This window comes from Candidatus Zymogenus saltonus, from assembly GCA_016929395.1.
In the GTDB taxonomy this organism is placed as follows: Bacteria; Desulfobacterota; Zymogenia; order Zymogenales; family Zymogenaceae; genus Zymogenus; species Zymogenus saltonus.
In genome coordinates this window covers 99,914-125,447 of sequence record JAFGIX010000054.1, presented here as the reverse complement: position 1 = coordinate 125,447, position 25,534 = coordinate 99,914, and the positions used below count along the sequence as shown (strand labels likewise).

At 50.8% G+C, this 25,534-nt stretch carries 17 protein-coding genes and 1 riboswitch; of the genes, 11 read left to right on the top strand and 6 right to left on the bottom strand.

The genetic code is table 11. From position 1 onward, the window contains the following. Positions 1-225 precede the first annotated feature (225 nt). The 3 genes from JW984_10920 to JW984_10910 all read right to left on the bottom strand — a co-directional run bounded on the left by JW984_10920 (position 226) and on the right by JW984_10910 (position 2,799). Complete coding sequence (locus JW984_10920; GenBank protein MBN1573695.1) at positions 226-870, bottom strand: deoxynucleoside kinase; 645 nt, start codon at positions 868-870, stop codon at positions 226-228. A 320-nt stretch (positions 871-1,190) separates the two neighbouring features. Continuing rightward, positions 1,191-1,409 carry a hypothetical protein gene (locus JW984_10915; protein ID MBN1573694.1) on the bottom strand — a complete coding sequence of 73 codons (219 nt, stop codon included), beginning with the start codon at positions 1,407-1,409 and terminating at the stop codon, positions 1,191-1,193. A 1-nt stretch (position 1,410) separates the two neighbouring features. Beyond that, positions 1,411-2,799: a YihY family inner membrane protein gene (locus tag JW984_10910; protein MBN1573693.1), complete on the bottom strand. Its 1,389-nt coding sequence runs from the start codon at positions 2,797-2,799 to the stop codon at positions 1,411-1,413. Positions 2,800-3,148: 349 nt separating this feature from the next. On the opposite strand from JW984_10910, the gene JW984_10905 reads away from it, so the two are divergent. From JW984_10905 to JW984_10895, 3 genes are all read left to right on the top strand, one after another. Continuing rightward, positions 3,149-4,879, top strand: a complete 1,731-nt coding sequence (locus tag JW984_10905) for an amidohydrolase family protein (GenBank protein MBN1573692.1) — start codon at positions 3,149-3,151, stop codon at positions 4,877-4,879. A gap of 188 nt (positions 4,880-5,067) precedes the next feature. Continuing rightward, positions 5,068-6,300 (top strand): Gfo/Idh/MocA family oxidoreductase, encoded by a 1,233-nt coding sequence (locus tag JW984_10900; protein MBN1573691.1) that lies wholly within the window; start codon positions 5,068-5,070, stop codon positions 6,298-6,300. A 9-nt stretch (positions 6,301-6,309) separates the two neighbouring features. Further along, on the top strand, positions 6,310-7,077 hold the full coding sequence (locus tag JW984_10895) for a gamma-glutamyl-gamma-aminobutyrate hydrolase family protein (GenBank protein ID MBN1573690.1): 768 nt from the start codon (positions 6,310-6,312) through the stop codon (positions 7,075-7,077). Between the two features lie 376 nt (positions 7,078-7,453). Here the strand turns inward: JW984_10895 and JW984_10890 are convergent, their stop codons facing one another. The 3 genes from JW984_10890 to JW984_10880 all read right to left on the bottom strand — a co-directional run bounded on the left by JW984_10890 (position 7,454) and on the right by JW984_10880 (position 10,450). Beyond that, complete coding sequence (locus tag JW984_10890; protein MBN1573689.1) at positions 7,454-8,872, bottom strand: sulfatase-like hydrolase/transferase; 1,419 nt, start codon at positions 8,870-8,872, stop codon at positions 7,454-7,456. A gap of 268 nt (positions 8,873-9,140) precedes the next feature. After that, the gene (locus JW984_10885; protein MBN1573688.1) at positions 9,141-9,713 is read right to left on the bottom strand and encodes a hypothetical protein; all 573 of its coding nucleotides are present in this window, start codon (positions 9,711-9,713) and stop codon (positions 9,141-9,143) included. A gap of 116 nt (positions 9,714-9,829) precedes the next feature. After that, a complete protein-coding gene (locus JW984_10880; GenBank protein ID MBN1573687.1) occupies positions 9,830-10,450 on the bottom strand; it encodes a hypothetical protein in 621 nt (206 codons plus the stop codon). A 406-nt stretch (positions 10,451-10,856) separates the two neighbouring features. Between JW984_10880 and JW984_10875 the strand changes: the two genes are divergently transcribed. The 8 genes from JW984_10875 (at position 10,857) to cybH (ending at position 25,494) form a co-directional block, all read left to right on the top strand. Further along, entirely contained in the window at positions 10,857-13,685 is a 2,829-nt protein-coding gene (locus JW984_10875) for a HEAT repeat domain-containing protein (protein ID MBN1573686.1), read from the top strand. An 836-nt stretch (positions 13,686-14,521) separates the two neighbouring features. After that, on the top strand, positions 14,522-15,649 hold the full coding sequence (locus JW984_10870) for an efflux RND transporter periplasmic adaptor subunit (protein ID MBN1573685.1): 1,128 nt from the start codon (positions 14,522-14,524) through the stop codon (positions 15,647-15,649). Then, the gene (locus JW984_10865; GenBank protein MBN1573684.1) at positions 15,650-18,748 is read left to right on the top strand and encodes an efflux RND transporter permease subunit; all 3,099 of its coding nucleotides are present in this window, start codon (positions 15,650-15,652) and stop codon (positions 18,746-18,748) included. Positions 18,749-18,953: 205 nt separating this feature from the next. Beyond that, positions 18,954-19,916: an MBL fold metallo-hydrolase gene (locus tag JW984_10860; GenBank protein MBN1573683.1), complete on the top strand. Its 963-nt coding sequence runs from the start codon at positions 18,954-18,956 to the stop codon at positions 19,914-19,916. Positions 19,917-20,383: 467 nt separating this feature from the next. Then, on the top strand, positions 20,384-20,776 hold the full coding sequence (locus tag JW984_10855) for a hypothetical protein (GenBank protein ID MBN1573682.1): 393 nt from the start codon (positions 20,384-20,386) through the stop codon (positions 20,774-20,776). A gap of 550 nt (positions 20,777-21,326) precedes the next feature. After that, positions 21,327-21,496, top strand: a riboswitch (molybdenum cofactor riboswitch). A 468-nt stretch (positions 21,497-21,964) separates the two neighbouring features. After that, positions 21,965-23,113, top strand: a complete 1,149-nt coding sequence (locus tag JW984_10850) for a hydrogenase small subunit (GenBank protein MBN1573681.1) — start codon at positions 21,965-21,967, stop codon at positions 23,111-23,113. Positions 23,114-23,149: 36 nt separating this feature from the next. Beyond that, complete coding sequence (locus JW984_10845; GenBank protein ID MBN1573680.1) at positions 23,150-24,817, top strand: nickel-dependent hydrogenase large subunit; 1,668 nt, start codon at positions 23,150-23,152, stop codon at positions 24,815-24,817. Between the two features lie 14 nt (positions 24,818-24,831). Continuing rightward, positions 24,832-25,494 carry a Ni/Fe-hydrogenase, b-type cytochrome subunit gene (gene cybH, locus JW984_10840; GenBank protein MBN1573679.1) on the top strand — a complete coding sequence of 221 codons (663 nt, stop codon included), beginning with the start codon at positions 24,832-24,834 and terminating at the stop codon, positions 25,492-25,494. The last annotated feature ends 40 nt before the right edge of the window (positions 25,495-25,534 follow it).

Sequence of the window (25,534 nt, the reverse complement as noted above, 5' to 3'; positions counted from 1 at the left end):
TCTTAATGGCCTCTCCCACACATACTCAAAATTGTAATCCCGCCTCTCTGAAATCCCTTCTCCCTGAAATCCTCTTTCCCTGACCCCTCTCTCCCAAGCACTTATCTATCTTCCCAAAGCCCCTTAAGACAAATATCGATATCCCGATATCCCGATATCCAATATCTGTCTGCCGTTATTGTGTCCGTCCCAGTCCGCCCTCCGCCGTAAATATCGATATTTCGGCTAAGGCTTGGATCCAAGCGGCACAAAATATTGGGTACCCGATCTGAATTTTTTTACCTCTTTTACCAGTTCCCTGAAATCCCCCTCGTTCGCAACGAAATCGACCTTGTTTGTGCTGATGACCAGAAGCGGGGTCTCGCTGTAGTTAAAGAAGAACTCGTTGTAAGCCGAGATTACCCTTTCGAGATACTCGGGGTCAACGCCCCTCTCGTATGAATATCCCCTCCTCCTGATCCTTCTCAAGATGACATCCAGGTCGGCCTGAAGGTAGATCACGAGGTCGGGATTAGGAACCTTCGGGTCGAGGATGCGGTACAGCTCTTCGTAGAGGGCTATCTCGTGCTCGTCGAGGTTGATGTGGGCGAAGATCCTGTCCTTTGCGAAGATGTAGTCGGATACGGTGATCCTGTTGAACAGGTCCGACTGGGCAAGCTCAAGCTGCTGCTGGTATCGCGAAAGGAGAAAAAAGAGCTGTGTCTTGAAACCGTTTTTCCTTCGGTCCCGGTAAAAATCCTTCAAAAACGGGTTTTCTTCCGCATTTTCAAAGAGCGTCCTGGCGGAAAACTCGTTCGCCAGAAGTGCGGCCAGAGATGTCTTTCCCACGCCGATGGGGCCTTCGAGGGCGATGTACCTGGCCTTATGCATCGATAACTAATATATAATGCCTTGAGCTTCTTTTTAATAAGTTTGCTATATTAAGTAAAATTTGAATAAAATTCAAAAAATCCAGAAATTTAAAACTGCCGACCCCGCCGACCCCGCCGACCCCCCCCACACATTTGAAAACAGGACATTTTTATAACACATTGCGGGGTATCTGTCCAGCCCTTTTTGCTCTTTCCCCTGTATATTATATATCAGACAATCGTGTTTTGCAAAAGAATAAGACAAAAAGACCAATCCCTCCCCATCATTCACCCCTACCCCCCCATTGATTGTCCCCTGTCAGCCCCCCCGTTAATCAATTAATCCTTGTCGTCCCCCTTGGATTTCCTGCTGAACCTCGAATCGGCTGACCAGGTCTTCTCCCAAAGCTCCTTGATCCCCTCCGCGTCTCTTCGGCTCAGCTCACCGAAGCAGAGCGGAATGACCATATCGTCATCGCTGCCGCTGTCCAGAATATCTTTATCCATCCCCTTTGATGCCTTATCTCTCTCCATCGACTTTTCTTTGCCCTTTTTCATCCTATTTGCCAGCCGTCTCCTCAATCTTCTTGATTGACTTTTTAATCTCCGCCGCGTACTCCTTGGCGTGGGCCTTGCAGAGATCGTCGAACGTAACGTCCTTGTATTTTATCCGGGCGTCCTTTAGTATCTCTTCTATTGTCTCCGAGAGAAAACCCTTTTCCGCCTTGGCGATATGCTCCTGGGGATTTTCGCCGTTCTCTCTCAACGCCTCCATGACGTCCGTAAACCGTATCTTCGACAGGTCTTTTACCGGCAGATACCCCCCTTCGTCGTTGGCCATCTGGGATATCAGCCCCTCGCTTATCAGGACGAAGAGGACGTCGTTTATAAGGTGGACGGGGATGTCGAGAAACTCGGACAGCTCTTCGGAGCCAAGGGGTTCTCTCCCCTCGTGGAAGTTGACGGCAATCGCCATAAAGATCCTCAGGGCTAGGCGTTCCCTGAAGGAGAAGCTGACCCTCTCCGTTGCCGCGTAGCTCCGAAAACCCCCGTAGTTCTGATGGATATACGCCGCCACGGCCCCGAGGATTATCATAAGCCAGCTCAGGTAGAGCCACACCATGAAGAAAGGTATCGATGCGAAGACCGAATATATGATCTTGTACCGGGCGAGACCGAACTGGAACTTTGTATAAAAATATAGGGTAAGCTGCCATAGGGTTCCGCCTACCACCGAGCCGAAGAGGGCGGACGTGAGCTTAACCCTTGTGTTTGGAATCACCTTATAGATGAAGGTGAAGAGAAGCCATATCACGAAATAAGGGAGCAACCTGAAAAATATCTTCAACAGGGTTGAAAAGATGAATATCTCGGAGAGCTTCTCGACTATGGTGTTGCTCTCCATCATGGTGTTCAGGCCGATGGAAAAGAATATTATTATGGGTGAAAGGACGACGATGCTCGTATAGTAGGAAGTCCTGGCGAGCAAGGGGCGCTTCTGACGAATTCCCCATATGTTGTTTATGGTCTGCTCGAAAGAGCCGAGGGCAAAGTAAACCGCCGTGAACGTGACCACAAGCCCAATCGACCCCAGAGTGGCGAAGTTGGTGTTGTCGATATAGTTGATGACGGTGCTGGCTACATCGCTCAGTCCGGGTATCCTTTCAATGATATATTCCTTTGCCTTGTAGTTCACCTTGAGGGCGTTAAGGATGGAAAACGCGAAGGCGAGCATTGGAATCAGAGATATGAGGGTGGTGAAGGTGAGGGCGGCGGCCCTGATCGACACGTTTCTACCCACCAGCGTCTGATATATGAGCTTGATGGTATTCCACTCCCTCTTGATGAAGCTCTCCACCGTGATCTCTCCCTCGTGGGAGGAGGTGATCTTCATGGTGAGGATATTGGTGATCCGCTTTTGAATCTTCAAGAGCGTCCCCTTGAACATGATTTCCCCTTTACTTGAACAATAATTTTAGAGTATACTCGGCCTTATTAAACAATTATATGCCTAATACGCTTTTTGGCAAGGACTTTTTGAATTATTTGTCATTGACCACTCCCGTAAAAAACGGGAATCCAGACAAAATATCGACTGGATTCCCAATCAAGTTGGGAATGACGGAATAATTGCGGTTCCAGTGAAAATGGGAATCCGGAAAAATATCCTTATTGTCATTCCCGTGGAAACGGGAATCCAGACAAAATGTCAACTGGATTCCCAATCAAGTTGGGAATGACGGAATAATTGCGGTTCCCTTGGGAAGCGGGAATCCAGAAAAATATGGAGATAAAACATGTACGACCTGATAATCAGGGGGGGAACGGTCGTCGACGGCACGGGGGCTGATCCTTTCAAGGCCGATCTTGCGGTACTGAACGGAAAGATCGAAGAGGTGGGAGACCTGGCCGACGCGGTGGCTGTGAAAACAATAGACGCAAAGGGAAAGCTTGTCACGCCCGGCTTTGTCGACATCCACAGCCACGCAGACCTCTCGGTCAACCTCGAGGAGCACGAGGATATCCTGATGCCTATGGTGATGCAAGGAATAACCACCTGCATCGGGGGGAACTGCGGCCTGGGGGCGGCGCCGGTGACGGAGGAGAACCGAAAGGACATCGTCGCCTACAACGAGGCCTTCGTCATGCGCCGGGTCGAGACGGACGGTCGCACGTGGGGACTCTCCGAGTTTTTGAGCAACATAGAGAAGCGGGGCATAATATTAAATATGGGGATGCTCGCCCCCCACGGTATCCTACGCCTCTCGGCGGCGGGCCCGGTGAGGAGGCTCCTTGCGGCCGACGAGAAAAAGAGGATGGCTTCCCTCCTCGAAAGGACGATGGAGGAGGGCGCCTTCGGAATGTCGACCGGGCTCCAATACTTCCCCGGCTCCCAGAGCAACACCGAGGAGCTTTTGGATATGGGCAAGGTCCTGTCGAAGTACGGCGGGGTCTTCACCTCCCATCTCAGGAGCTACTGCCATACGCTGCCCAACTCGATCGATGAGGTATTGACCGTCGGCAGAAAGAACGACATCCGGGTCCAGATCTCCCACATATACTGGCAGCCCTACACAAAATATATCACCCCCCTCGTGAAGGGATTCATGCAGGGGGCGTCGCTCTTCTACAACAAGGTCGGCGTCCCGATACCTATCGAGCTGGGGCTCAAGGGGCAGTTCAAGCCGATAGATAACGCGATAGCGGATGGACTCCCCGTGGGGGCGGACGTAGTCCCCACGTCCCAGGGCTTCACGGAGCTATTCGCCTTCTTCCCCCCCTGGGTTCTGGAGGGGGGAAGGGAGAAGGCCCTCGAAAGAATATCGGACGCCAAGACGAGGGCGGAGATAAAAAAGGACATCGAGAAGGGGGAGCCGGACTGGCCCCACACGGACAGGGCCGGGTGGTCGATGAACTACTTCAAGATGACCGGGTGGGGGGGCGTCAGGGTGATGACCGTGCCGAGCGAGAAGAACCGCTACATGGAGGGGAGGTCGTTCCCGGAGCTGGGAAGGGAGCTGAAGAAGCACCCCTTCGACGTCATGTGCGATTTATTGACAGAGGAGTCGGGGAGGGTCATGGTATTCCACACCCCTACCGTCCCGGACGACCCGCTGGTGGCCCGCTCAATGCGATACGCCCTTTTACATCCGGAGGTCTCGATCGTGACCGACACGATCCTGTTGGGATTGGGTCGTCCGGCCCACGTCTTCTACGACTGCTTCCCCAGGTTCCTCGACCTCTACGCCAAGGGGAAGGGGGGATTGAGCATCGCCGAGGGGATAAGGAAGTGTACTTCCCTTCCGGCAAAACAGTTAGGCATCCCGCGAAGGGGGCGGATCACCGAGGGCTTCTGCGCGGACATACTGGTGATCGACTGGAATCGGCTCAGGAGCAACTCCACCTTCTACGAGCCGGCGAATTTCCCTGACGGGATAGAGTACGTTATCATAAACGGGAAGCCGGTGGTTACGCCGGAGGGTTACCAGAGGGGCGTCATGGCGGGGGAGGTCCTGAGGAGGAATTAAAAGCTTTCCAAAACGTCTTTTAGCTTCGATCCCGTCAGACTCCTTCACTCCGGCCGGTGAGAAGAATACAATTCTGTACTTCTCTCACGGGAGGCACGAGCCGTTTTTCCTTGACATAAAATCGAAAACGATATATTGTCTTGAATCATATCCTGCAAATTAATATCATATATATAAAGGGGAGTCTTATGAAAAAGGAGGGAAAGGAGTTCAAAAGCAGATTTCTGTCTCTAAACCCGGGCTTCCAATACCTGGCCGACAAGGACAAGTACCTCTTCTCGTTCCCGGAGCCGAAGTACAGGTTCAACATCATCGGGGCGGGGCTGATGGGGAGGGAGCACATGAAGATCACGCTCCTCGAGGGGCGGGGAACGATCCACGGCATCTACGACACGAACAACATCTGCATCGAAAAGACGAAGGGGGAGTTCTCGATGCTCGCCCCCGGCCGTACCCTGAAGATATACGACTCCCTAAAGGACGCCTGCAGCGACCCTGATGTGGACGGGCTGATCATCTCCACCCCGAACTACACCCACATCGACGTGGTGAGGGAGGCGGCCAAGTCGGGAAAGCACATCCTCCTCGAAAAGCCGATGGCGACGACGATCCCTGACGCCAGGGAGATAGCGGAGATCGCGAAAACGTACAAGGCGGTCTTCCAGCTCGGCCTCCAGTATCGATACAAGGCGATATGCGTGGAAGCGATCCACGAGGCGCTGGTCAGAAAATCTATCGGCGATATCAAGACGATCAACGTCCTCGAACAGCGGATACCCTTTCTGGACAAGGTCGACCAATGGAACAAGTTCTCGAAATACTCCGGCGGAACCCTCGTGGAAAAATGCTGCCACTACTTCGACCTGATGAACCTCTTCGCAAGATCGAGGCCGAAGAAGGTCTTCGCCACGGGAAGCATGGCGGTCAACTTCATCGACTTCGAGTACGGCGGCGAGAAGTCGGACATCATCGACAACGCCTACGTCACGGTGATATACGAAAACGGGATAAGGGCGAACTTCACACTCTGCATGTTCTCCCCCATGCTCTACGAGGAGATAATCCTCTGCGGGGACGAGGGGCGCCTTCTGGCCTCGGAGAACGAGGACTTTCTGCCGCTGTCGCCAATATCAAGATCAAAGAGCCGGCTCGAGATCAACTGCGGTGAGCTGAGACCCTCGAAGGTCTCGGCCCCCTGCTACCCCGCATACATCGAGGGGAGCGGGCACAACGGGGCCACCTACTACGAGCACGTGGAGTTCGTCGACAACATCGAGGGAAAAGAGACCAACGCCGCCACGGCCGAGGAGGGTTTCTGGTCGATAGTCGTGGGTGCCGCCGCCGAGGAGTCGATCAAGAGGGGGAGCGTTATCGACATAGACGGACTATTAAATGAGAACGTGAAAGAGAATAATATTTAAGGACTGATTATGAAGATGAAAAAGTTTTCGGTCAAAATCGCCGCCGCCGTTGCGGTCGTTTTAGTGGCGGCGTGGATAGGGATAATAGAGATATACAAGGTGCCGCCGAGGGTCTTCACGAACGCCCTCTGGACGCCGGCAGAGATCGACAAGGACCTCAAGACCGTAGTTCTGGTGGATATGGGCTCGAACGACTCGTGGCCGCTGGAGTGGAGGGGGCCGGGAAGCTTCCTCGACGAGGAGACGGACGTCAACATCGTTATCGTCCATTTCCTCGACGTAACGAAGGAGTTAGTCGACTCCCACAAACCTGCGGCGGTTATTCTATCCGGATACAAGCAGCCCCTCTCCACCTACGACTTCGAGAAAATGGAGGGACTGTTTAGTTTCTTAAGGGAGACGGAGCTTCCGGTCTTAGGGATTTGCGGGGGGCACCAGTTTATCGGTAAGGCCTACGGGTCGGAGATCGTCCCCTTGGGGACGGTCGAGAAGGGCTTTATCGAGGTTGAGCTCGTGGCCGAGGACCCGATCCTCGAGGGATTGTCATCCCCCATAAGGACGTATTTCTGGCACGAGCTCCAGGTGGATCCGCTGCCGGAGGATTTTATCTTACTCGGCGTAGGGAAGACATGCCGCGTTCAGATGATGAGGCACAAGACGAAACCGATTTACGGGGTTCAGTTTCACCCGGAGTACTCCTCGATGCGACATGGGGACGGAGTTGTGATCTTCAGGAACTTTCTCAAGATAGCGGGGATAGCGCCCGGATCGGATTAGAGCCGACTTCGTGTTTTAAGGAAACCGTTTTCAGTCGGATGACTGCACTATTTTCTAATCAGTTCAGGTGACAAATCCAAACCTGCTATGGATTGGCGGACGCGGAAGTAGTAGGGCGCCCGCCCTCTCCCGCACTCGGTTGCATGACAAACAGGCGGAATACACCTTTTTATAAAAAGCCCGGAGGGAACCTCCCCGGGCTTTGAACGTACAAAACATCGCCACTCCCTCCACCGGCCTGCCTATTTAGAGATCACCCCATATCAATAGGCCCGTCAACATGCCAGCGGGCAAAAATCCTCCAGGTTGTTCTTTACACGACATATCTCAATTCCCATTCTTTCTCGATATTGACCGACGACGACCCGACGGCAACCTACATGGTCTTCACGACCTTAAGCTCCTCGAGCATCGCTTTCAACCCGGGAAGAAGCGCCTCCCCCTCCGGCGTGCCGAAAAGGTTGTTGTTCTCCTTCGGGTCGTTGACGAGATCGTAGAGTTTAGGCTTCATCCCCTTCTCGAACTCGAAGTACTTGTGGGTCTCGGTCCTCAGGCCGTAGATGTTCGGGACGTTCTCGGGGAAATACTTAAAGTACTCAAAGAGCCAAGCCTTTCGCCCCGACTCAGAGCCGTCCACCAGGAACGGGATGAAGCTGTCCCCCTCGATATCCTCCGGTATCGGAAGCCCGGCAATATCGAGGAGCGTCGGGGCGAGGTCGACGTTCAGGATCATCTGCGGCCTCGTCGCACCGGGGTCTTTTACGAGCCAGGGGCAACGGACGATGAACGGGAGCCTGATCGACTCCTCGTAGGGCCAGTTAATCCCTATTATCCTGTGCTCGCCCCACATGTAGCCGTTGTCGGAGGCGTAGACCACAATCGTGTTTTCCCCGATGCCCATCTCGTCGATCTTCGCCAAGACCCGCCCGATCTCCCTGTCCATGCCGGTGATCGCCTCGCAGTACCTCCGGTAGAGGGCGGGCAAGGATCCCACCATCGTCCCCTCGAAGACGTTCCCGTTGGTCCTCCCCAGCCACGAGTCGACCTCCTTGGGAAGATTAACTTCTTCGTCTTTGTAGATTCCCGCCAGATCCTTCGGCGGGAGGAACGGGAAGTGGGCGGTCTTGTAGGAGAGGTAGAGGCAGAACGGGTTTCCCCTCTTTTGATTCATGAAGTCGAGTGCCCAGTCGGTTGTCTCCTCGATCAAATATTCCTTTCTCGATGGGGTCGGCACCCCGTTCACCACGAGGGGGCAGTTGTAGTAGCTCCCCTGGTTCTCCTTCTGGGTGAATGACATGAAGAGATCGAGAAACGGCAGGTCGGGGAGCCCCTTCCCCGGCAGGTGGAACTTCCCTACGAACGCGGTGTCGTAGCCGGCGTCCTTGAGATACTCCATGAAGATCGTCTTCTGGCCCGTCCAGGGGGTGTGGTTGTTCTTGACCCCGTGGGTTGTGGGGTATGTGCCGGTCAGGAAGTTCGCCCGGCTGGGGCTGCAAAGACCGGTGGTACAAAAGGCCCGGTCGAAGACTACCCCCTCCCTCGCCAGCCTGTCGAGATTGGGAGTCTTGAGGAAGGGGTGCCCCACAAATCCCATGAAGTCCGCATTGCAGTTGTCGCTCAGGATAAATAATATATTCGGTTTTCCCTTGGGAAAGGGAGAGGCGAAGGCATCTTTTGCAATCCCGGGGAGCATAAGTCCCATCATCCCCGCGGCGGACGCGGCCCCGGCCGCCTTCAGAACATCCCTTCTGGAAATGAAGTTATTAAAAAACTCTCTCTTTTTATCGTCAGACATTTTATTACCTCGACCAACAAGTTTTCTAACTCTCCCGCGATAAAAGCCCTCTCAAAAAACCCCAAAATGGTCCCTCTTCAAAATACCCAATGCTTCTCGATTCCATTTCTGTTTTATCATCCTCAGCGATACAAATGACTCCAGAATAGTAATATAGTATCTGCTGGATTCCCGTTTTCACGGGAATGACATCTAATCCCTCTTTTAAACACCTTTTAACATAATGTCTCTATTCTCTTTTCCTTTCATTTACCGTTAAAAATTCTGTTTAGATCCCCACGCCGGCCCCAAAGATCGCCCTGTACATCTCGAGATAGAAGCTGAAGACGTTTTCGCCCCTCCCCCATGCATAGAGGACTATCACCAGAAAGAGGCCCAGGGCAAACGCCAGAATCGCGGGGATGTTGAAGACCTTGACTTTTTCTCCGCGCCTCTTGAGCCTCCACCTCAAGATTATCTCCAGCAATCCCATCTGGGTTATCGTCCCCAACACCAGCCAGACGACCAGCGGATTTGCCGCAAAATAGAGGGACTCCGTAATTGAAAAGGAGGTGAACATCCTGAAGACCTCCTTTATTACCCAGATTGCGGGATTGACGAAGGAGGCGATCACTCTCTCCAAAAGCGACGCCCTCCTGAAAAACGCCATGGAATAGACGACAATGACGCCAAAGGTGATCGAAATGAAGAGCAGAGTTCCGGAGATGTCGGCGAGGAGTTGATGAATCGTGTCGTTGTCGAGCCGCCACGAGAGGTTGTAGACAATCCACGATACGGACATTACGACGAAGACGATCAAAACAGGGATGATGAATCTGTTCATAAAACTCCGTTTTTCCATTTTTTTCTCCACCAACAGTTGAGCTAAAAATAGGACAGCCTATTATTACCTTTCAGAAGACTCCTTTATGATGTAGTGATAAATCTAAGCGATATGAATCTAAAAGGAAAGTTGAGCTATTCGGGCCTGTGAATTACAAACTTGCATTTATCGTCTCCACAGGCGATACATTCGGTTTCCTCTATCTTTACGGTCTTGCCTAAAATCCATCGGGTTACGCCGTATTGAAATCCCACCTGCGCGAAACATATCGGCTTTTCCGTCTTTAATCCGACACACCAAAGGCAGGGCGACATCTCCAAAGTTGCACCCTCTTCACAATCGTAGAATTTGTAGACCTCCCCATAGATGGCTATTGAAGCGTCAACTATTATTTGGTATATCCTCTTAAACTCGTCAAACATTTTTTCAGGGGACCTTTTTTCCGGTTCTATCCCGTCAATATTAAAAAGGTCCGGGAATTGTTCATGAGTTATCTCAAAAACCCTGACACCAGCGCGGAACATTATCGGCCTTGCGCCCTTCTCTCCAAGAATGGCAATAAAACCCGCCATTAGTCGATTAAATTCCTCCGAAGTATATTCTAAATCCATATTGTAAGGCGGGTAGTTGTCGATGAATTTTTGCAGCTTGGTATAGTTTAACAAGGCGTTTAAACCCTTTTTCCCCAGTACTTCTTCACCAGTAATCATAGCAAGATGAAACACTTGATTCGGCAACATATCTTTGAACACCATAGCAACCTCCACATAAAGAGTTTAAAAATTCTTAACAAAAATATCAAAAATGCAAAGTGAATTCAAGCTTTTATTACCAAACTTAATGCTTTCGATTAAAAATTTTAAAAGCAGAAAAGAGAGCATAGAATCCCGGGCGCCTCGCATCCAATTTCCACGTCGCTATTTTACACATCGATAATGCAGCGTTGATTCCTTATTGATTGACAATGATGTAAAATCTAAATAAAATAATGTGATTAAGCGCGCTTTTTGACAGCCCAATTCCACGATAGAATAAAATTCAAATATCCCATTGCCTGAAGTGATGACCGAAACATTCAGGAATTGTGTTTAAGGACACCGTCGACAAAATAAAGAACGATTTCGTCAGAAACAAGCCACTTGCCGCAAGCGAGGATTTTTCATGGCCTTGGCAGTAAAAAAGCTGAAACTTCGCTACTCTTCTCCTAAGGCGTTTTTCAACCAATATCAGAGCGAGATCGTTAACTCAAGGCTTTTTGCCCCAACTTCAACGCCCCCGCCCGTAAATACTCCCGTCTTGTTGACGCTTATCATCCCCGACGTCCCGGAGCCATTCGTGGTACAGTGCAGGGTGGCGTCTTCCGTCGATAAAAAGAGGGCCGAGACAACGGGACGAAAGATGGGAATGACCCTGCACTTCAACAGCGGACAGTGGGAAACCATAAGAAGACTCGAGGGAAACCTGAAGCGAAGCAAGACGTATTCCGAAATGCTGGGATTTTCCTCAAGTGACAAGGCCGGGGCCGACACCGTGAAACATGAAGCAATACACCTTCCCCAGGGGGAAACGCAATTCCTGGACAGATTACAAAGCGCAGACACCCCCCTTGCCCCAACACAACAATCCGAGACGGAGATCAGGGGCCGCAGCAGGATCTCCACGGCCTACGAGAGGGAGCTGATAAAGAGGGCCCAAGAGGCCGGACTCCCTTCGACCCTGACGGGGGATAGAATTGAAAGGCTGAAGAGGCTGATCCGCGACCGTGACACGGTAAAAAAGATAGAGAAAAAGGAACCCGAATCGACCGTCCCTCTTCCGGCACCTATGGCCGACAGGGTAAAGAAAGAGTTCAGCTCTCAAGAGCGGGGGCGAATGGAGCCCGTAGTTGCATTTATTCTGGATCTGGTCAAGGCAATGCTCCGCTCCGGCTACTATGCACCGGATCACCCCGGAAGCAGGGATGCGAAAGAGGGCATATACAACGAGTTTCAGGCGGCGGTCGGAGAAAGACCAGACCTGACCCTCCTGAATCAGGAATCGAAGGAGCGCTCCGACGTATTGATCTCGGGTATCCTTGAAGATCAGGTCAGCCTGAGGGGATTGATCGGATCGGAGCAGGCGTCTATCTTTATACCAAAGTTTAAGGAGTACTTCAACCGAAAGAGCCTCGTCAGCTTTTCCATGAAGAAGACCCTCACCCTCAACGAGTTCAACAATTTCATCGATATCATGAGCGACCCCGCCGTGGACAAAGGTGAATCGGGAGAGGTGGGAAGCCTCCTCACCAACGCCCTGGTCGAAAAGGAAGTCACCGAGGTATCCACGGTCTTCATGGACGACATGATCATCCTCGAACTGAAGCTTCCCTGGCGGGTGGAGATGGCCATCCAGAGGCTCGCGAAAGACTTGAAAGTCCTGCCCATGTTCAGGGGAAAAAGCGAGGAAGAGATCCAGGCCATGAAAATCCGTATCGTTCAGGACATCGTGAGACCCTTAAGGGAGCCTCACATGCTGAAGGATATCGTCGTCAACTGCCACGTGATCGCAAAGCACGTTGCGGTGATCGAGGCCGAAGACCTGGAGCAGATAATAGTGAAGTCCTTCCCGATGCAGATTCTCCTGCCGACCTCCAAGTACGTTTTTGAGGAGCTCACCAAGATCAGCGAGGAATTAAAGGAGAAACCGGGCCATCCGGCGCTTCTGGCCCGCATGGAGGGCGTCAAGAGAATTCTCAAGTGGGTGTCTCAGAGGGTCGTTCTCGAGGGGATCGAGGGGAGCGAGAGATTTTTCGAGCAGCTCTATTTTTACAGTATTCTGAAATTTGAAGAGCTGCCCGAGGCCGTAAAAGACCACGTCAATACCCTGACCCTCGTCAAGGAATTCAGGGAAAATCCCTCTTTCTACATGGAAAAGTTCTACGAGGCCGTAACGGAAGACGACGTCCTCCTGTTGGTCAGGCTTTTCAGGCGAATATTGCCCGACCTTCTGGAGCAGGAGGAATACGACCTGATCTCCTTGATCACCAAGTCCGTAGAGGCAAAATTCGAGCTTTATCCCCGCTTAAGAAAGAGCACCTTTTTGCCTCTTCAGGAACCGATCAAATTTATCTGGGAAGACTCGATCGATTCGCTGGAGGAGAAGTTTAGAGACGAGAAGAGCGGGTCAAGGGCTCAGATCGAAAATACGATCGAGCTTTTGGGAACATACGGCGTTCATCTCTTGGTTCAAACCCTTATGGACAGCAAGGACAAGACCGTAAGGTCCTCCGCGGTCAACACATTGATAAAGATGGGCGACTTCGCAATAAATGAAATAGTCGGCATCCTCAAGAATCCCTCGAACCCTTGGTACCTTTATCGCAATGCGCTGGCCGTTATGTCCAAGATCGGGGGGGGCGGTCAAATAGATCTGATCTCGGGTTTCCTCAGGCATTCAAAGCCGAGGGTTCGGGAAGAGGCCGTAAACACCATAAGCACGCTTCAGGGGCCGGCGGCGGAGCCGACTCTTTTAAGGGCATTGAGAGATCCAAACATCCGGGTACGTCGACGCGCCGTCGAGTGCATCGGAAAATTCTCCCTTAAATCGCAGAGGGTGCTCATCGAACTGCTCAATATTTTAAATATAGACGAGAGCACAGTGAAAAATGTTGTCGACAAAAACCAGATATTAGAATTCAAGGCCGAGGCGATCAACACCTTAAGCCTCATAGGCAACGTGCATATCTCCACTGAAAAGAGGGTCGAGGACATCCTTTTGGATCTCATTACTCCCGATAAAAAATGGCTGGACAAGCTGTCAAATAAGGTAAGATCCGCCGGCAAAAAGGGGGAAGACCAAATCGTTCAGAACGCCGTCTTAAAGGCCCTCTGGAAGATCGGCACAAAAAAATCCTTGCCGAGCCTAACGACGCTTGCCGAGAGGGGTGACAGGGCGCTCGCCAGCAAGGCCAAAGAGGTAATCGCTCAAATCAAGTTGAGGGATAGGGGATAAAAAGGTTTAAAACGGCACGGTTTTAAAAATACTTGGGCACGGAAGTGGAAACGGTCAGCCGACACGTATATATTATAAAAATATGCCTATCGTCAGTCGCCCGGTCGGTAACGCGATATCAGACCGGCCGCAAGTCTACCTTCTCGGGGAGACAATTCTTCCACCATTTTAGCAGAAAAGTCTAACGGTCGTATTTAATTAAAGCGTCCAAAAAATCCGCGGCTTTACGGCGGTGGATCTTCTGTAAGAATTAACGTGAGGGGGAAGATTCTTTTAAGGTGCGGGGAGAAAACGCTCCCGATACATCGAATGAATACGAACGAATATGGCGTATATGGCAAGTATTGTAAAACAATACAACAAAAGGCATAAAAAAACCCCCATCCTTTATTCGTTTCTATGTCTCAAGAAGTCAACTCAACGGGAAATAGTGAGACATTATCTCTTCCGCGTGCAATCCTTTAAGATGGGGGTGGGGAAGTTTTATTTATTTTCAAGTTTATTTTACCAAATAAATAAGGCTTGTCAAGAAAAAAATGAATGAAGTGCCATTCATAATGCGTTTTTTTTAGAAAATCAAGGCAAGTATGCGAAGGACAGTATTTTCTTTTACTTCACGGTGTCTCAGCCCCTGCGATTTTATCGAGTTTATGATAGGAACCATCTTTTTATCCACCGCCAATTTTTTTAAGGCTCGAAAATACTTTTTTGATTTCACAGCGGGGGAAAATCTGGTATCATATATTGTTTAATCAAGGACAACGAATATCATCCATAATAATGTCTCTATTTTATTTATGGATAGGGAAGCTAACAGGAAGGAAAGTTGAAAAAAAATGAACGTTTCAAAACTAATAGACAGGATTAAGGAGAGGTTTTCACGACTCTCCATGACAAGAATCGGGATTGGGTTAATAGCCCTTTTTATAGTATTATTCTTCGCCGTCAGGATCTACGGCTATCTCGTGAAAGAGGAGGTCAAGTCTATAGACAAGATACAGGGGGAAAGCGGCATTCCCGTGGACGTGGCGGAGGCAAAAATTGGGAGTTTAGAGGTGTACAGATCCTTCTCCGGCACGATAAGGGGGATGCTTCAGTCCGAGCTAACAACCAATTTAACCACCCGTGTCACAAAGATACATTTCGGTGAAGGGGACAAGGTAAAAAAGGGGGATGTAATCGTCTCCCTCAATCCCGATGACCCGGGAATGTCAACGGGACACTACCGTCAGGACAAGGCGACATATCTCCAGGCTTTGAGAAACTACCAAAGGGTAAAGGAGCTTTACGAGGTCGGAGCCGTCTCCAAGAGCGAATACGAAATCGCCCTGACAACCTACGAAGTCGCCAGGGCCGATTATGATGCCTCAAAGGACAGTGTCAAGATTTCTTCTCCTATTGACGGGATCGTAACGGAGATAACCGTAAGCGAGGGTGATCCGATTGTGTCGGGAGAGATAATCGCAACGGTCGCCATTATCGATAAGGTGAGGGTGGAGCTCAACATCAGCTCAAGCAGGGCCCTCTTTATCAAGAAGGGGCAGCCCGCAAGGGTCGTCCTTAAGACCCCCGAAAAAACCGTTACGGTGACGGGGGAGGTGGAGACGATCTCCCTTTCGGCGAACAAGAACACCGGGCTGTTCGAGGCCAAAATCCTTCTGGATAACAACGAAGGTCTCCTCAAGCCCGGAACAATCACCAATCTTGAGATCCTCATATATTCCGCGGAAGATGTCCTTATCATACCGAAAAAGGCCCTGGTGGAAACGGGCGACGAGACCTTTGTATTCGTCGTAAACAGCGAGAGCAAGGCCGTAAAGAAGAAGGTAGTGTCGGGATGGGAAAACGACGAGAACACCGAGGTGAAGGAGGGATTGAAGGTCGGGGACAGGGTTGTAATTCGGGGCCAGAACAGGCTTTCGGATGAAGAAAATCTCGTGCTCATTCACAACAAGGATAAATAGATGAAATGGACAGCTTTTGCGGTTAGAAGATCAGTTACCACGGTTATGCTCATTCTGGTCTTTGTCGTTCTGGGAATTTTCTCATATTCGCGCCTCACCGTTGACCTTTTCCCTAATATCGATTTTCCTTATCTGACCATCACAACGATATATCCGGGGGCGGGCCCCTCCGAAGTGAAGAGCCAGGTCACGGAAAAGATCGAGGACGAGATAAGCAGCGTAAGCAACGTAAAGAATCTCGACTCCACATCCAGAGAAGGCGTATCCATTATCTTGATTGAATTTGAGCTGGGCGTGGATGTGGACCTCGCGTCGATAGAGGTAAAGGACAAGGTCGACGCAATACTTTCAGACTTGCCCGAGGACATAGAGCAGCCCGAGATAGTAAAATTCGACATCAACGCACTGCCGATCATGAACCTTTCCATCTCCGCGGACAGCCCCCTGAACGAAGTCTACGAATACGTCGACACAACGGTCAGGGACAGGTTAAACAAGATCGACGGCCTGGCCTCGGTGGAGGTCGTGGGCGGACTCGTCAGGGAGATTCAGGTCAACGTCTCCCGGGAGGCCCTTATCCGCCACAACCTCACCATCACGGAATTTGCAAATCTTATCGGGGCCGAGAACAAGGACGTCCCCCTGGGACGTCTTACATCGAAGGACGAAGAGTTTGTGCTTAGGGTCTCCGGCGAGTTTACATCGATTGAAGATATCAAGAACACAACCATAGCCACCCCCACGGGAGCCTCGGTGCGTCTGTCCGATATCGCCGAGATAGTGGATGGATTTGCGGAGAGGAGGGAATCGGCAAAATTTCAGGGGAAACCCTCGGTGGGAATCGCCATCTCGAAGCGATCCGACGCCAACACAGTATTGATCGCGGCGGAGGTTTTCCAGGCCATATATGAGCTGAGGCAGACCATGCCGGAGGGATACGAGATAGGGATTGCGAGAGACCTGTCGGCGTTTATCGTGGATTCCGTAAACGATGTTATAATAAACCTCATCCTCGGGATTATCATAACCGCCTTTTTCCTCTATATTTTTCTGCACAACATCTGGAGCACATTGATTGCCACGCTGGACCTCCCCACCAGCATCATTGCGACCTTCATTCTCATATATTTTGCGGGCTTTACGATAAACGTAATCACGCTTATGGCGCTGGGTATATCGATCGGTATCCTCGCCACAAACGACATCATCATTCTCGAAAGCATAAACAGGCACATCAAGGCGGGGGAGCCGCCGAAGGAAGCCGCCATCAAGGGGACATCGGAGGTTGCCATCGCGGTGGGGGCCTCCACCCTGACAAACATCATGGTCTTTACCCCCATCGCCTTCATGAGCGGGATTGTGGGGCAGTTCTTCAAGCAGTTCGGGCTTACCGTTGTGTTCGCAACGATCTTTTCCCTTCTCGTCTCCTTCACGATGACGCCGATGCTCGCCTCGAAGCTCTTGGGCCAAAAGAAAAAGGGGGCAATCTCCCTCAAGTTTTCTCAACTGAAATACGTCTCCGCCGTCAATAAGAGACTTCTCTTATTCTTCGAGAGGTGGGATAAGGGCTACGACAACCTGGTTCTCAAATACAGGTCATCCCTCAACTGGTGTCTCAAAAACAAAAAGAAGGCCGTCATGGCCACCGTGGGAATTTTGTTCTTCTCTTTCTTTCTCATAGCTCTTGTCGGGGGGGAATTTTTCCCATACAGCGACAGGGGCTATTTAAGCATAAACGTAGAGCTTCCACCCGGAGTCAGGATTGAAGAGACTGAAGAGGTTATCGGGGAGATCTCCGGCATAGTCGGAAAATATGAGGAGATTGAAACCTTATTCAGCACGGTCGGCGGAGAGAATAAGGGAGTCAACGAGGGTCAATTAATATTGAGGCTTGTCGACATATCCGAGAGGGACATTCTGACAAAGGATTTCGTCAACAAGATCAGATATGATCTGGCGAACATACCGGGGGCGGATATCGGCATAATGGAGGAGTCCGGAGGGGGAGAGGCTGAAGCAGATCTCGTCTTAAACGTCACGGGCCCGGATATAAAGACTATTTCAGCCCTTGCGGGGGAGATGGAGGAGATCGTCAAGGATATGGAGGGGCTCGTGGACGTGGAGACATCGGAGAAGCTCCCATCCCCAGAAATCAGGTTCATTCCGGACAGGTTCAAAATAGCCAGCTACGGTGTGAACTCTTCGGACATATACACAATTCTCAGGGCGTCCTACGAGGGGATCGTCCCGTCCCTCTACAAGGAGGGGGGAGAGGAATACGACATAAAGGTGCGACTCTCCGAGGAGGACAGGAGCGAAGAGGATGTCTTCGGCGAAATAAGGATAAAAACGCCCAAGGGGATGGTCCCCATAGAGCAGCTGGGGGAAGTGTTTTTGGGCAGGGGGGAGTCGGAGATCAAAAGGCACAATCGCCAGGACCTGGTAGAGGTCATGGCGAACGTGGGATCGGGAACCGTGGGCGAATTTGAGAAGAAGATCGAAGATGAGGCCAAAAAGATCGATACCCCTGAGGGGTATGCGTTCAAGCTCGGAGGACAGAGCGAGACAAAGGCGGAGTCCTTTGCCTCCCTCTATCAGGCGCTCCTCCTCGCCGTAATCCTCACGTATATCGTACTGGCGGCGATCCTCGAATCTTTTGTTCACCCCATAACTATAATGCTGACGCTTCCCCTGGGTCTCATAGGAACCGCCGTTGGGCTCTTCGTCGGCGGGCAGACCATAAACATGCTCTCCCTCATGGCGATGATAATGCTTGTGGGGATCGTTGTCAACAACGCCATACTTATCCTGGACTATACCTCCATCTTGAGGGACGGCGGAATGAGCTGTAGAGAAGCGATAGTTGAAGCCTCTCCCGTAAGGTTAAGGCCGATCATCATGGCGAACCTCGCCATAGCCTTTGCGATCATCCCCCAGGCCCTGGGGGGCGCAGAAGCCGGCCACAGGACGGCCATGGCCTTCGTGACAATGGGGGGCGTTCTCTTCTCGGCCGTCTTTACAATTTACCTCATCCCGGTAGTCTACGAGTTCTTTGATAAGTTCACCATAAAGGGAAGGGAAGAGGCTAAAATAAAGTAACTTCTTTATGGTCCAAGAGGGTTTGTCAGAGAGGGGAGGAGGGAGGTAAGGAGGAGGGGGGGAGAGAGCGGTCTTCCCAAAAAAAGCGTGCCGGTCAGAGGGTGGAATTGTTACATTCAAACTCAGTCTACGAAATCGGCGCACTTTGGCCCCTCCCGATTTATTTGCAGTAATCTGTCATTAGATATTTTTTTATAGAGCGAAAATGTCAGAGGACGGCGGCCTCGTCATAGAAAAGATAACCGATGATTTCTTCATGCTTCGGCCGAAAGACCCCATGTGGCCGAGCTCCGCAAACGTATTTGTAATCAAGGAGTATGACGGCGGCTTTTCGATGATAGACGTCGGCTGCGGAAAAGAGGAGGCGGTTAGGCTCGTCAGGGACGCTATTTCCAATATGGGCCTTTCCGTTGAGAATCTCAAAATCCTCGTTTTGTCCCACTCCCACCCTGACCACATGGGCGGAACCGGCCAGTTTCTCGACGGAGCAAGGCCGGAAATATTGATCCACGAAGAGGACTACGAAAACGCCTCAAATCCCCTGGGCCTCATAGGCACCTTCGACATCGAGCTTGCGAAAAAAAATTACTCGGAAAAGGGGGGAAAGGCGACGGCGATGAAAGACCTCATGCGTTTTTTCATCGACTTCGGGTGTCCCATGTTAGGCGCCGAATCCACGGGAAAACTGACGGAGGGGGATGTTATCAAGTTGGGGGGATACTGCCTCGAGGTGATCTTGACGCCGGGCCACTCGCCGGGGCACATCTCCCTTTTCGACGAGAAGACGGGAATCATGTGCGGGGGGGATCTGGTCGGGGATATCGTGGCCTGGTACACCCCGGCGTCTGGCGGGGTCACAGGCTATCTCGAAAGCCTCGACAAGATGGAGGCGAAGTCCCCCAAGGTCATTCTCCCCTCCCACGGAGAGATAATCACAAATCCTTATGAAAAGATCATGAAGGTAAGGGATAGACTTCTCGCCAGGGAGGAAAAGATGATCGGGATACTCAAGGACGGCCCAAAAACCTTTGTTACGCTCGTCGACCTGATGTTCAAGATGGAGATTATGAGGTTCTTCCCCGGAGCCGGCATAACCGAGAGCCACGTCCAGAAATTGGCCGCCGACGGGAGGATCAGGCGCACCGGTGGCCTCATAGAGCTGATTTAGTTTTTCGGCTCCAATTCCCTATCTTTAGAAAACCTTAAAAATATTCCTATTACAAATAGCATATATGCATTTCTTTCATCTCTGCCTTACAGCGCCAGGGATTCAGTTCAGGAGAATTTCAGCAAGAGACACAAACGGAGGATTCGATAAACGGGGATTTGAAAAAGAAGTCTTTAAAATGGGAAATGTGTAAGGATCGCTCCAAGGTGAGTGATCGTAAACGGCATTGGTGCAATTGAAGAATTTGGGAAATCCCCGATTAAAGAGATCCTGCAAGAGGGATTGAACCGGCCGTCTTAATTCTCTATTCGATGAACAATGGATAAATAAAATCTTTCAGTTCATACTTTTGTACAAAAATCTCTGACATTATTTTACATAATAATTTCAAATAATTAAGTCTGTACATTGACAATGTACGACAACGCGTAGTAGAATAAAATAAATTGTTTTCTAAAGGAGTCAAAATGAAAGAAATAATTGGAAAAACCGAATTCTACGAGGTCGGCGTTGACCAGGCGAAAAACAGAATCTACTTCACGCTCATTGGTTTCTGGAAAAATATGGATGATGTGCCGGATGTTTATGCTGATTCCATGAAAGCTGTTGATAAGCTTAAACGGGGATACACCATTCTTGCCGATTTAAGGAATTTCAAAACTCCAACCAAAGAGGCCATTGCGGTTACCGCAAAGGTGCAGGACTCTCTGGTTAAGAGAGGAGCCAGCAAGTCCGCGGAAATTCTCGATTCCAAGCTGGTGAAATTCAGAATGGATGAATCAGCAGATACTTCCGGTCTGACAACAATACTGAGACAGTTCGACAATGAGGCAGCGGCAGTAGCCTGGCTTGACGAATAGCGACATAATCAGACAGGCACATGTTTAGCACTGAATAAGGCTTCTCATGTGCCTGTCTCGTTTATCGGTTCATCTATTATTACTGCGAGATCCACCTCAACATACCATTTTCCTTCCGTTGTAATGTTATCCCTACAAATAGTACCCCTTTCCTTTTGACCAAAGGCAAATAGGTGACTCTGTTATCCTTTTTAGCTAAATTTAGGGTTGTAACGGGATGGATTATCTGTTGGTTTTTAGACAGGACCAGGGTGGTGTGTAAATGCCAATTTGATATTGTCATCCATTCTTCGAGGAGACAGAGTGTCGAAAGATTGAAAAGGTCGGCGATTTGCGCAGGATAACGGCCGGCGGAAGGAAGAGGGGCGATGCTTGAAGACAACACCCCAAGGGTAACTTGTTCTGGATTTACTTCTCGATCCCAGCCGGTGCTCGATGCGTTGTTAAATAAACTTTTCACGCCAAAGAGTTTAGCGTTACTTTCCCATAAAAAAAGTGGCACCAAGCCAAAAAATGCTTGACAACACGACTCTCCTTCTCTAATATGCTCTAACAAAGAATTTTCCGATCCTTTTTACCTAAGGGCGGGGGACTATAGAGAATTTCTCTATAGCTTTAAGGAAAACCTTAAAGAATACCGCCTACGGTGGAAGGACGATAGGGTTTGGCGGGAAACGGCTAAGCCTCCCGTGTTTGGAAAGGAGAATTTATTATGGATGCCTTTATCTATGGTCGCACTGTCTCTGTGCGATTTCATTTTTATACAACACCATATCAACTTCATCTTTCCAAAAGTTCATTTAATTGCATTGAACTTACTGCCTTTAGAAGAATTTCCGCGTTTTGCCTTTTTTATTTGACAAAGCTTATCAACGTTTATTCTGCTTTCATTTTTTATGGATTTGTAAACTCACGCCGCTCCTTCGCCCTAAATAAGATTAGCTATTCGAGTTCCAATTACTCTCTCCCTCATACAAATCTGCCGTTTTTTACCAGAATGGAAAATGTTCTGTTTAAAAGTAAAAGGGTATTTGAAAGTATCTAATATTTCCTTAAGCACTAAAAGCAGGTTCTTCGATAAAGTAGAAGAAGGGTCAATTTTTTATATAATAAATGAAAGGATAAGTTATGGGTAATTCAAAAGACTCCAAGTATACCCATCTGATCGAAAAGCAGTATGAAGGATTGATGGAATACTGCGAGGCAACGATGGATCGGATGGAAAGGGAATTGCCGGAGCCCAAATTTGACCTTCGTCAAACCCTGAAGGATTACGGGGTATCGAGAAGGGACTTCATCAAATGGTCTTCCGTGATGACCACCGCATTGATGCTCCCCAAGGCATTTAGCCCGATGGTGGCCCGGGCGGCGGAAAACTTCAGCCGTCTCCCCGTCATATGGCTCCATTTGGCGGAGTGTACCGGGTGCAGCGAGGCGTTTCTGAGAAACTCCTACCCGAACGTGGATGACATCCTCCTCGAAACAATTTCCCTCGAATACCACGAGACGGTCATGGCGGCAGCCGGTTACCAGGCGGAGGAGAATCTCCACAATGCGATGGATACCTTCGACGGCAGGTACATCTGCGTTGTAGAGGGCGCCATTCCTATGGGCATGGACGGCAAGTTCTTGACGCTGGGACCCCAGGGAAAAACCGGTTACGAGGTAACCAAGGAGGTAACCAAAAGGGCGGCGGCTACGATCTGCATCGGGAGCTGCTCGTCTTTCGGGAACGTCCAGGCGGCCTCTCCCAACCCGACCAACGCCAAGGGTGTCGGCGACGCATTGGGGATAAGTACTGTAAATATCCCCGGCTGTCCGCCGAACGGCGTCAACTTTACCGGGACCGTTCTTTACTACCTCCTCTTTGGAGCCCTTCCTCCCACCGACGGGCTGGGGAGACCCATTTGGGCGTACGGGATGAAGATCCACGACAACTGCGAGAGGAGGGCCCACTACGATGCGGGCGAGTTCGTGGAGGAATGGGGAGACGAGGGAGCCATCAAAGGCTGGTGCCTCTACAAGATGGGATGCAAGGGACCTTACACCTACTCCAACTGCCCCAAGCTTCGCTTCAACGACAGGATGTCTTGGCCGATCATGGCCGGACACGGATGCATGGGCTGCACAGAGCCCGATTTCTGGGACGCCATGGCACCGCTGGAGAAGCCTATCGCCGACAAACACATCCCGGGCTTTGGAATTGAGTCCACCGTCGACAGGGTCGGCGCGATCGCCACGGGAGTTGCGGCCATAGGGCTCGCCGCCCACGCCGGCGCAACGGTCTGGAGGAAGAGCGGCGAAGAAGAGCCCAAAAAGGGCAAGGCTAAAAAGTAGGCTTCAGGTTAACAGTAGAATTATAGGAGAGAGAATATGTCAAGAATCATTGTAGATCCAATTACAAGGATAGAAGGACATTTAAGGATAGAGGCTGAGGTGGAAGGAAACACCATAAAGGACGCTTGGAGCACGATTACGCTCTGGAGGGGCTTCGAGACCATCCTAAAGGGGAGGGACCCGAGGGATGCGGGGCTCATAACCCAGCGGTTTTGCGGTGTGTGTACCTACTCCCATTACGAAGCATCCATCCTGGCATGTGAAGACGCCTTCGGGGTAAGGCCCCCGAAAAACGCAAGGCTCATAAGGAACCTCATCAAGGCGTCCCAGTACATTACAGACCACATAATGCACTTCTATCACCTTCACGGCCTCGACTGGGTGGACATCGTAAGCGCCCTATCGGCCAATCCGAGAAAGGCAGTTGAGCTGGCAAAGAGCGTCTGCGATAATCCCTACAACTGCTCCGAGACTCACTACAAGTCGGTCCAGGCGAGGATCACCAAGTTTGTGGAATCGGGGCGTCTGGGACCCTTCGCGAATGCATACTGGGGCAATCCCTCTTACAAGCTGTCTCCCGAGGCGAACCTGGTTATCACCTCCCACTATCTCGACGCCCTGGCGGTATCAAAGCTGGGGGCGCAGATGATGGCGGTCTTCGGCGGCAAGAACCCGCACCCCCAGACCCTGGTGGTCGGCGGCGTAACCTCCGTGATGGACATGCTTGATCCCCAGAGACTGGGTGAATACAAATTCAGGCTGAATGAGATGAAGAAGTTTGTGGACACCGCCTATATCCCCGACGTATTGATCGCGGGCGCGGCCTACGCCGACGAGGGACTCAAGGGCGTCGGAAGGGGAGTCGGAAACTACCTCGCATACGGGGGATTCCCGCTGGACGACGGCTGGACAAAGACCCTCCTCCCGAAGGGGGTCATTCAGAACCTCGACATCGCAAATCCGATGGAGCTTAACGAGGAGAAGATAACCGAAGAGGTCACCCACTCCTGGTACAAGGGAGACGAGGCGCTGCACCCCTACAACGGCAAGACGGAGCCCGAGTACACCGGCTTCGGCGAGGACGGCCACATCAAGGGCGACGAGAAGTACACATGGTCCAAGGCCCCGAGGTATGACGGCCTGCCCCACGAGGTCGGCCCCCTCGCCCGCTTCGTCGTAGGATTCGCCCAGGGTGACGAGAAGATTACGGAGCTTGTGAACTTCACCCTGAAGACCACCGGGCTTCCAGCCACGGTCCTTTTCTCGACACTGGGCAGAACGGCCGCAAGGGCCCTGGAGACCAAGCTTGTCGCCGACTACGCCGAGAACTGGTTGAACGAGCTTGTGGACAACATCAAGAGCGGAGACACCAGGACCTGGACAAGGTGCAAGGTGCCCAAGAATGGCAAGGGCCGGGGTCTCACCGCCGTCCCGAGGGGGGCGCTGGGCCACTGGATCAATATCGAGAACAAGGTTATCTCAAACTACCAGGCGATCGTTCCCTCTACCTGGAACGTTTCGCCGAGGGACAAGTCCGAGAACCGGGGACCTTACGAGGAGTCCCTCATCGGAACAAAAATGGCAAACGTAAATCAGCCGCTGGAAATATTGAGGACAATTCACTCGTTCGATCCCTGTATGGCGTGCGCCGTTCACATCATAGACACGAAGACCAAAGAGATCAAAAAATTTAAGGTAGCTTAAAAAAGGAGGTAGCCGTGGAAAACGTTGAATCCACAAAGAAGTGGTCAGCAGCCATAAGGGTGAATCACTGGATGATCGTCATCTCGATTACCGTCCTGATAGCTACCGGCTTCTATATCGGAAGGCCCTTCAGCATCTCCGCCGGTGAAACGATGGATAAGTTCTTGATGGGTGAGATTCGCTTTCTCCACATCTTCTTCGGCATACTCCTCTCCATACTTTTCGTCTGGAGACTGTACCTGGCGTTCTTTTCCAGGTTCCATGCCGACTGGAGAGATTTCTTGGCTTTTCTCGACTTTGAAAATTTCGTAAAGCAGATCAAGTTTTACGCCCTCATCTCCAATGAAAAGCCCGAAGAGAAATACGCCTATGCGCCGCTCCAGTCCCTCGCATATCTGGGACTTATGGTTATGATCCTTTTCATAGTCATAACGGGCCTTATCCTCACCGGATCCGGTTACGACAAGGGATTGATAAGCTTCTTCTACTTCTTTGTCAAACCGTTCCAAAATGTGTTGGGGCTTGCGACGGTGAAGTTCATCCACCACATCCTGATGTGGCTGTTTATTCTTTATTTCTTGGTCCACGTCTACATGGCGTTCTGGACGGATGCCGTAAAGAAAGACGGGACCATATCTTCTATGATCAACGGGCTGATGTTCGAGAAAAAGAAATAGTCCTCTTGCCTGAACACAACTTTTAATGTAATGTGCTAAT

Coding starts and splice junctions, on each gene's coding strand:
- JW984_10920 (MBN1573695.1), bottom strand. CDS start 870: ATGCATAAGGCCAGGTACATCGCCCTCGAAGGCCCCATCGGCGTGGGA.
- JW984_10915 (MBN1573694.1), bottom strand. CDS start 1,409: ATGAAAAAGGGCAAAGAAAAGTCGATGGAGAGAGATAAGGCATCAAAG.
- JW984_10910 (MBN1573693.1), bottom strand. CDS start 2,799: ATGTTCAAGGGGACGCTCTTGAAGATTCAAAAGCGGATCACCAATATC.
- JW984_10905 (MBN1573692.1), top strand. CDS start 3,149: ATGTACGACCTGATAATCAGGGGGGGAACGGTCGTCGACGGCACGGGG.
- JW984_10900 (MBN1573691.1), top strand. CDS start 5,068: ATGAAAAAGGAGGGAAAGGAGTTCAAAAGCAGATTTCTGTCTCTAAAC.
- JW984_10895 (MBN1573690.1), top strand. CDS start 6,310: ATGAAGATGAAAAAGTTTTCGGTCAAAATCGCCGCCGCCGTTGCGGTC.
- JW984_10890 (MBN1573689.1), bottom strand. CDS start 8,872: ATGTCTGACGATAAAAAGAGAGAGTTTTTTAATAACTTCATTTCCAGA.
- JW984_10885 (MBN1573688.1), bottom strand. CDS start 9,713: ATGGAAAAACGGAGTTTTATGAACAGATTCATCATCCCTGTTTTGATC.
- JW984_10880 (MBN1573687.1), bottom strand. CDS start 10,450: ATGGTGTTCAAAGATATGTTGCCGAATCAAGTGTTTCATCTTGCTATG.
- JW984_10875 (MBN1573686.1), top strand. CDS start 10,857: ATGGCCTTGGCAGTAAAAAAGCTGAAACTTCGCTACTCTTCTCCTAAG.
- JW984_10870 (MBN1573685.1), top strand. CDS start 14,522: ATGAACGTTTCAAAACTAATAGACAGGATTAAGGAGAGGTTTTCACGA.
- JW984_10865 (MBN1573684.1), top strand. CDS start 15,650: ATGAAATGGACAGCTTTTGCGGTTAGAAGATCAGTTACCACGGTTATG.
- JW984_10860 (MBN1573683.1), top strand. CDS start 18,954: ATGTCAGAGGACGGCGGCCTCGTCATAGAAAAGATAACCGATGATTTC.
- JW984_10855 (MBN1573682.1), top strand. CDS start 20,384: ATGAAAGAAATAATTGGAAAAACCGAATTCTACGAGGTCGGCGTTGAC.
- JW984_10850 (MBN1573681.1), top strand. CDS start 21,965: ATGGAATACTGCGAGGCAACGATGGATCGGATGGAAAGGGAATTGCCG.
- JW984_10845 (MBN1573680.1), top strand. CDS start 23,150: ATGTCAAGAATCATTGTAGATCCAATTACAAGGATAGAAGGACATTTA.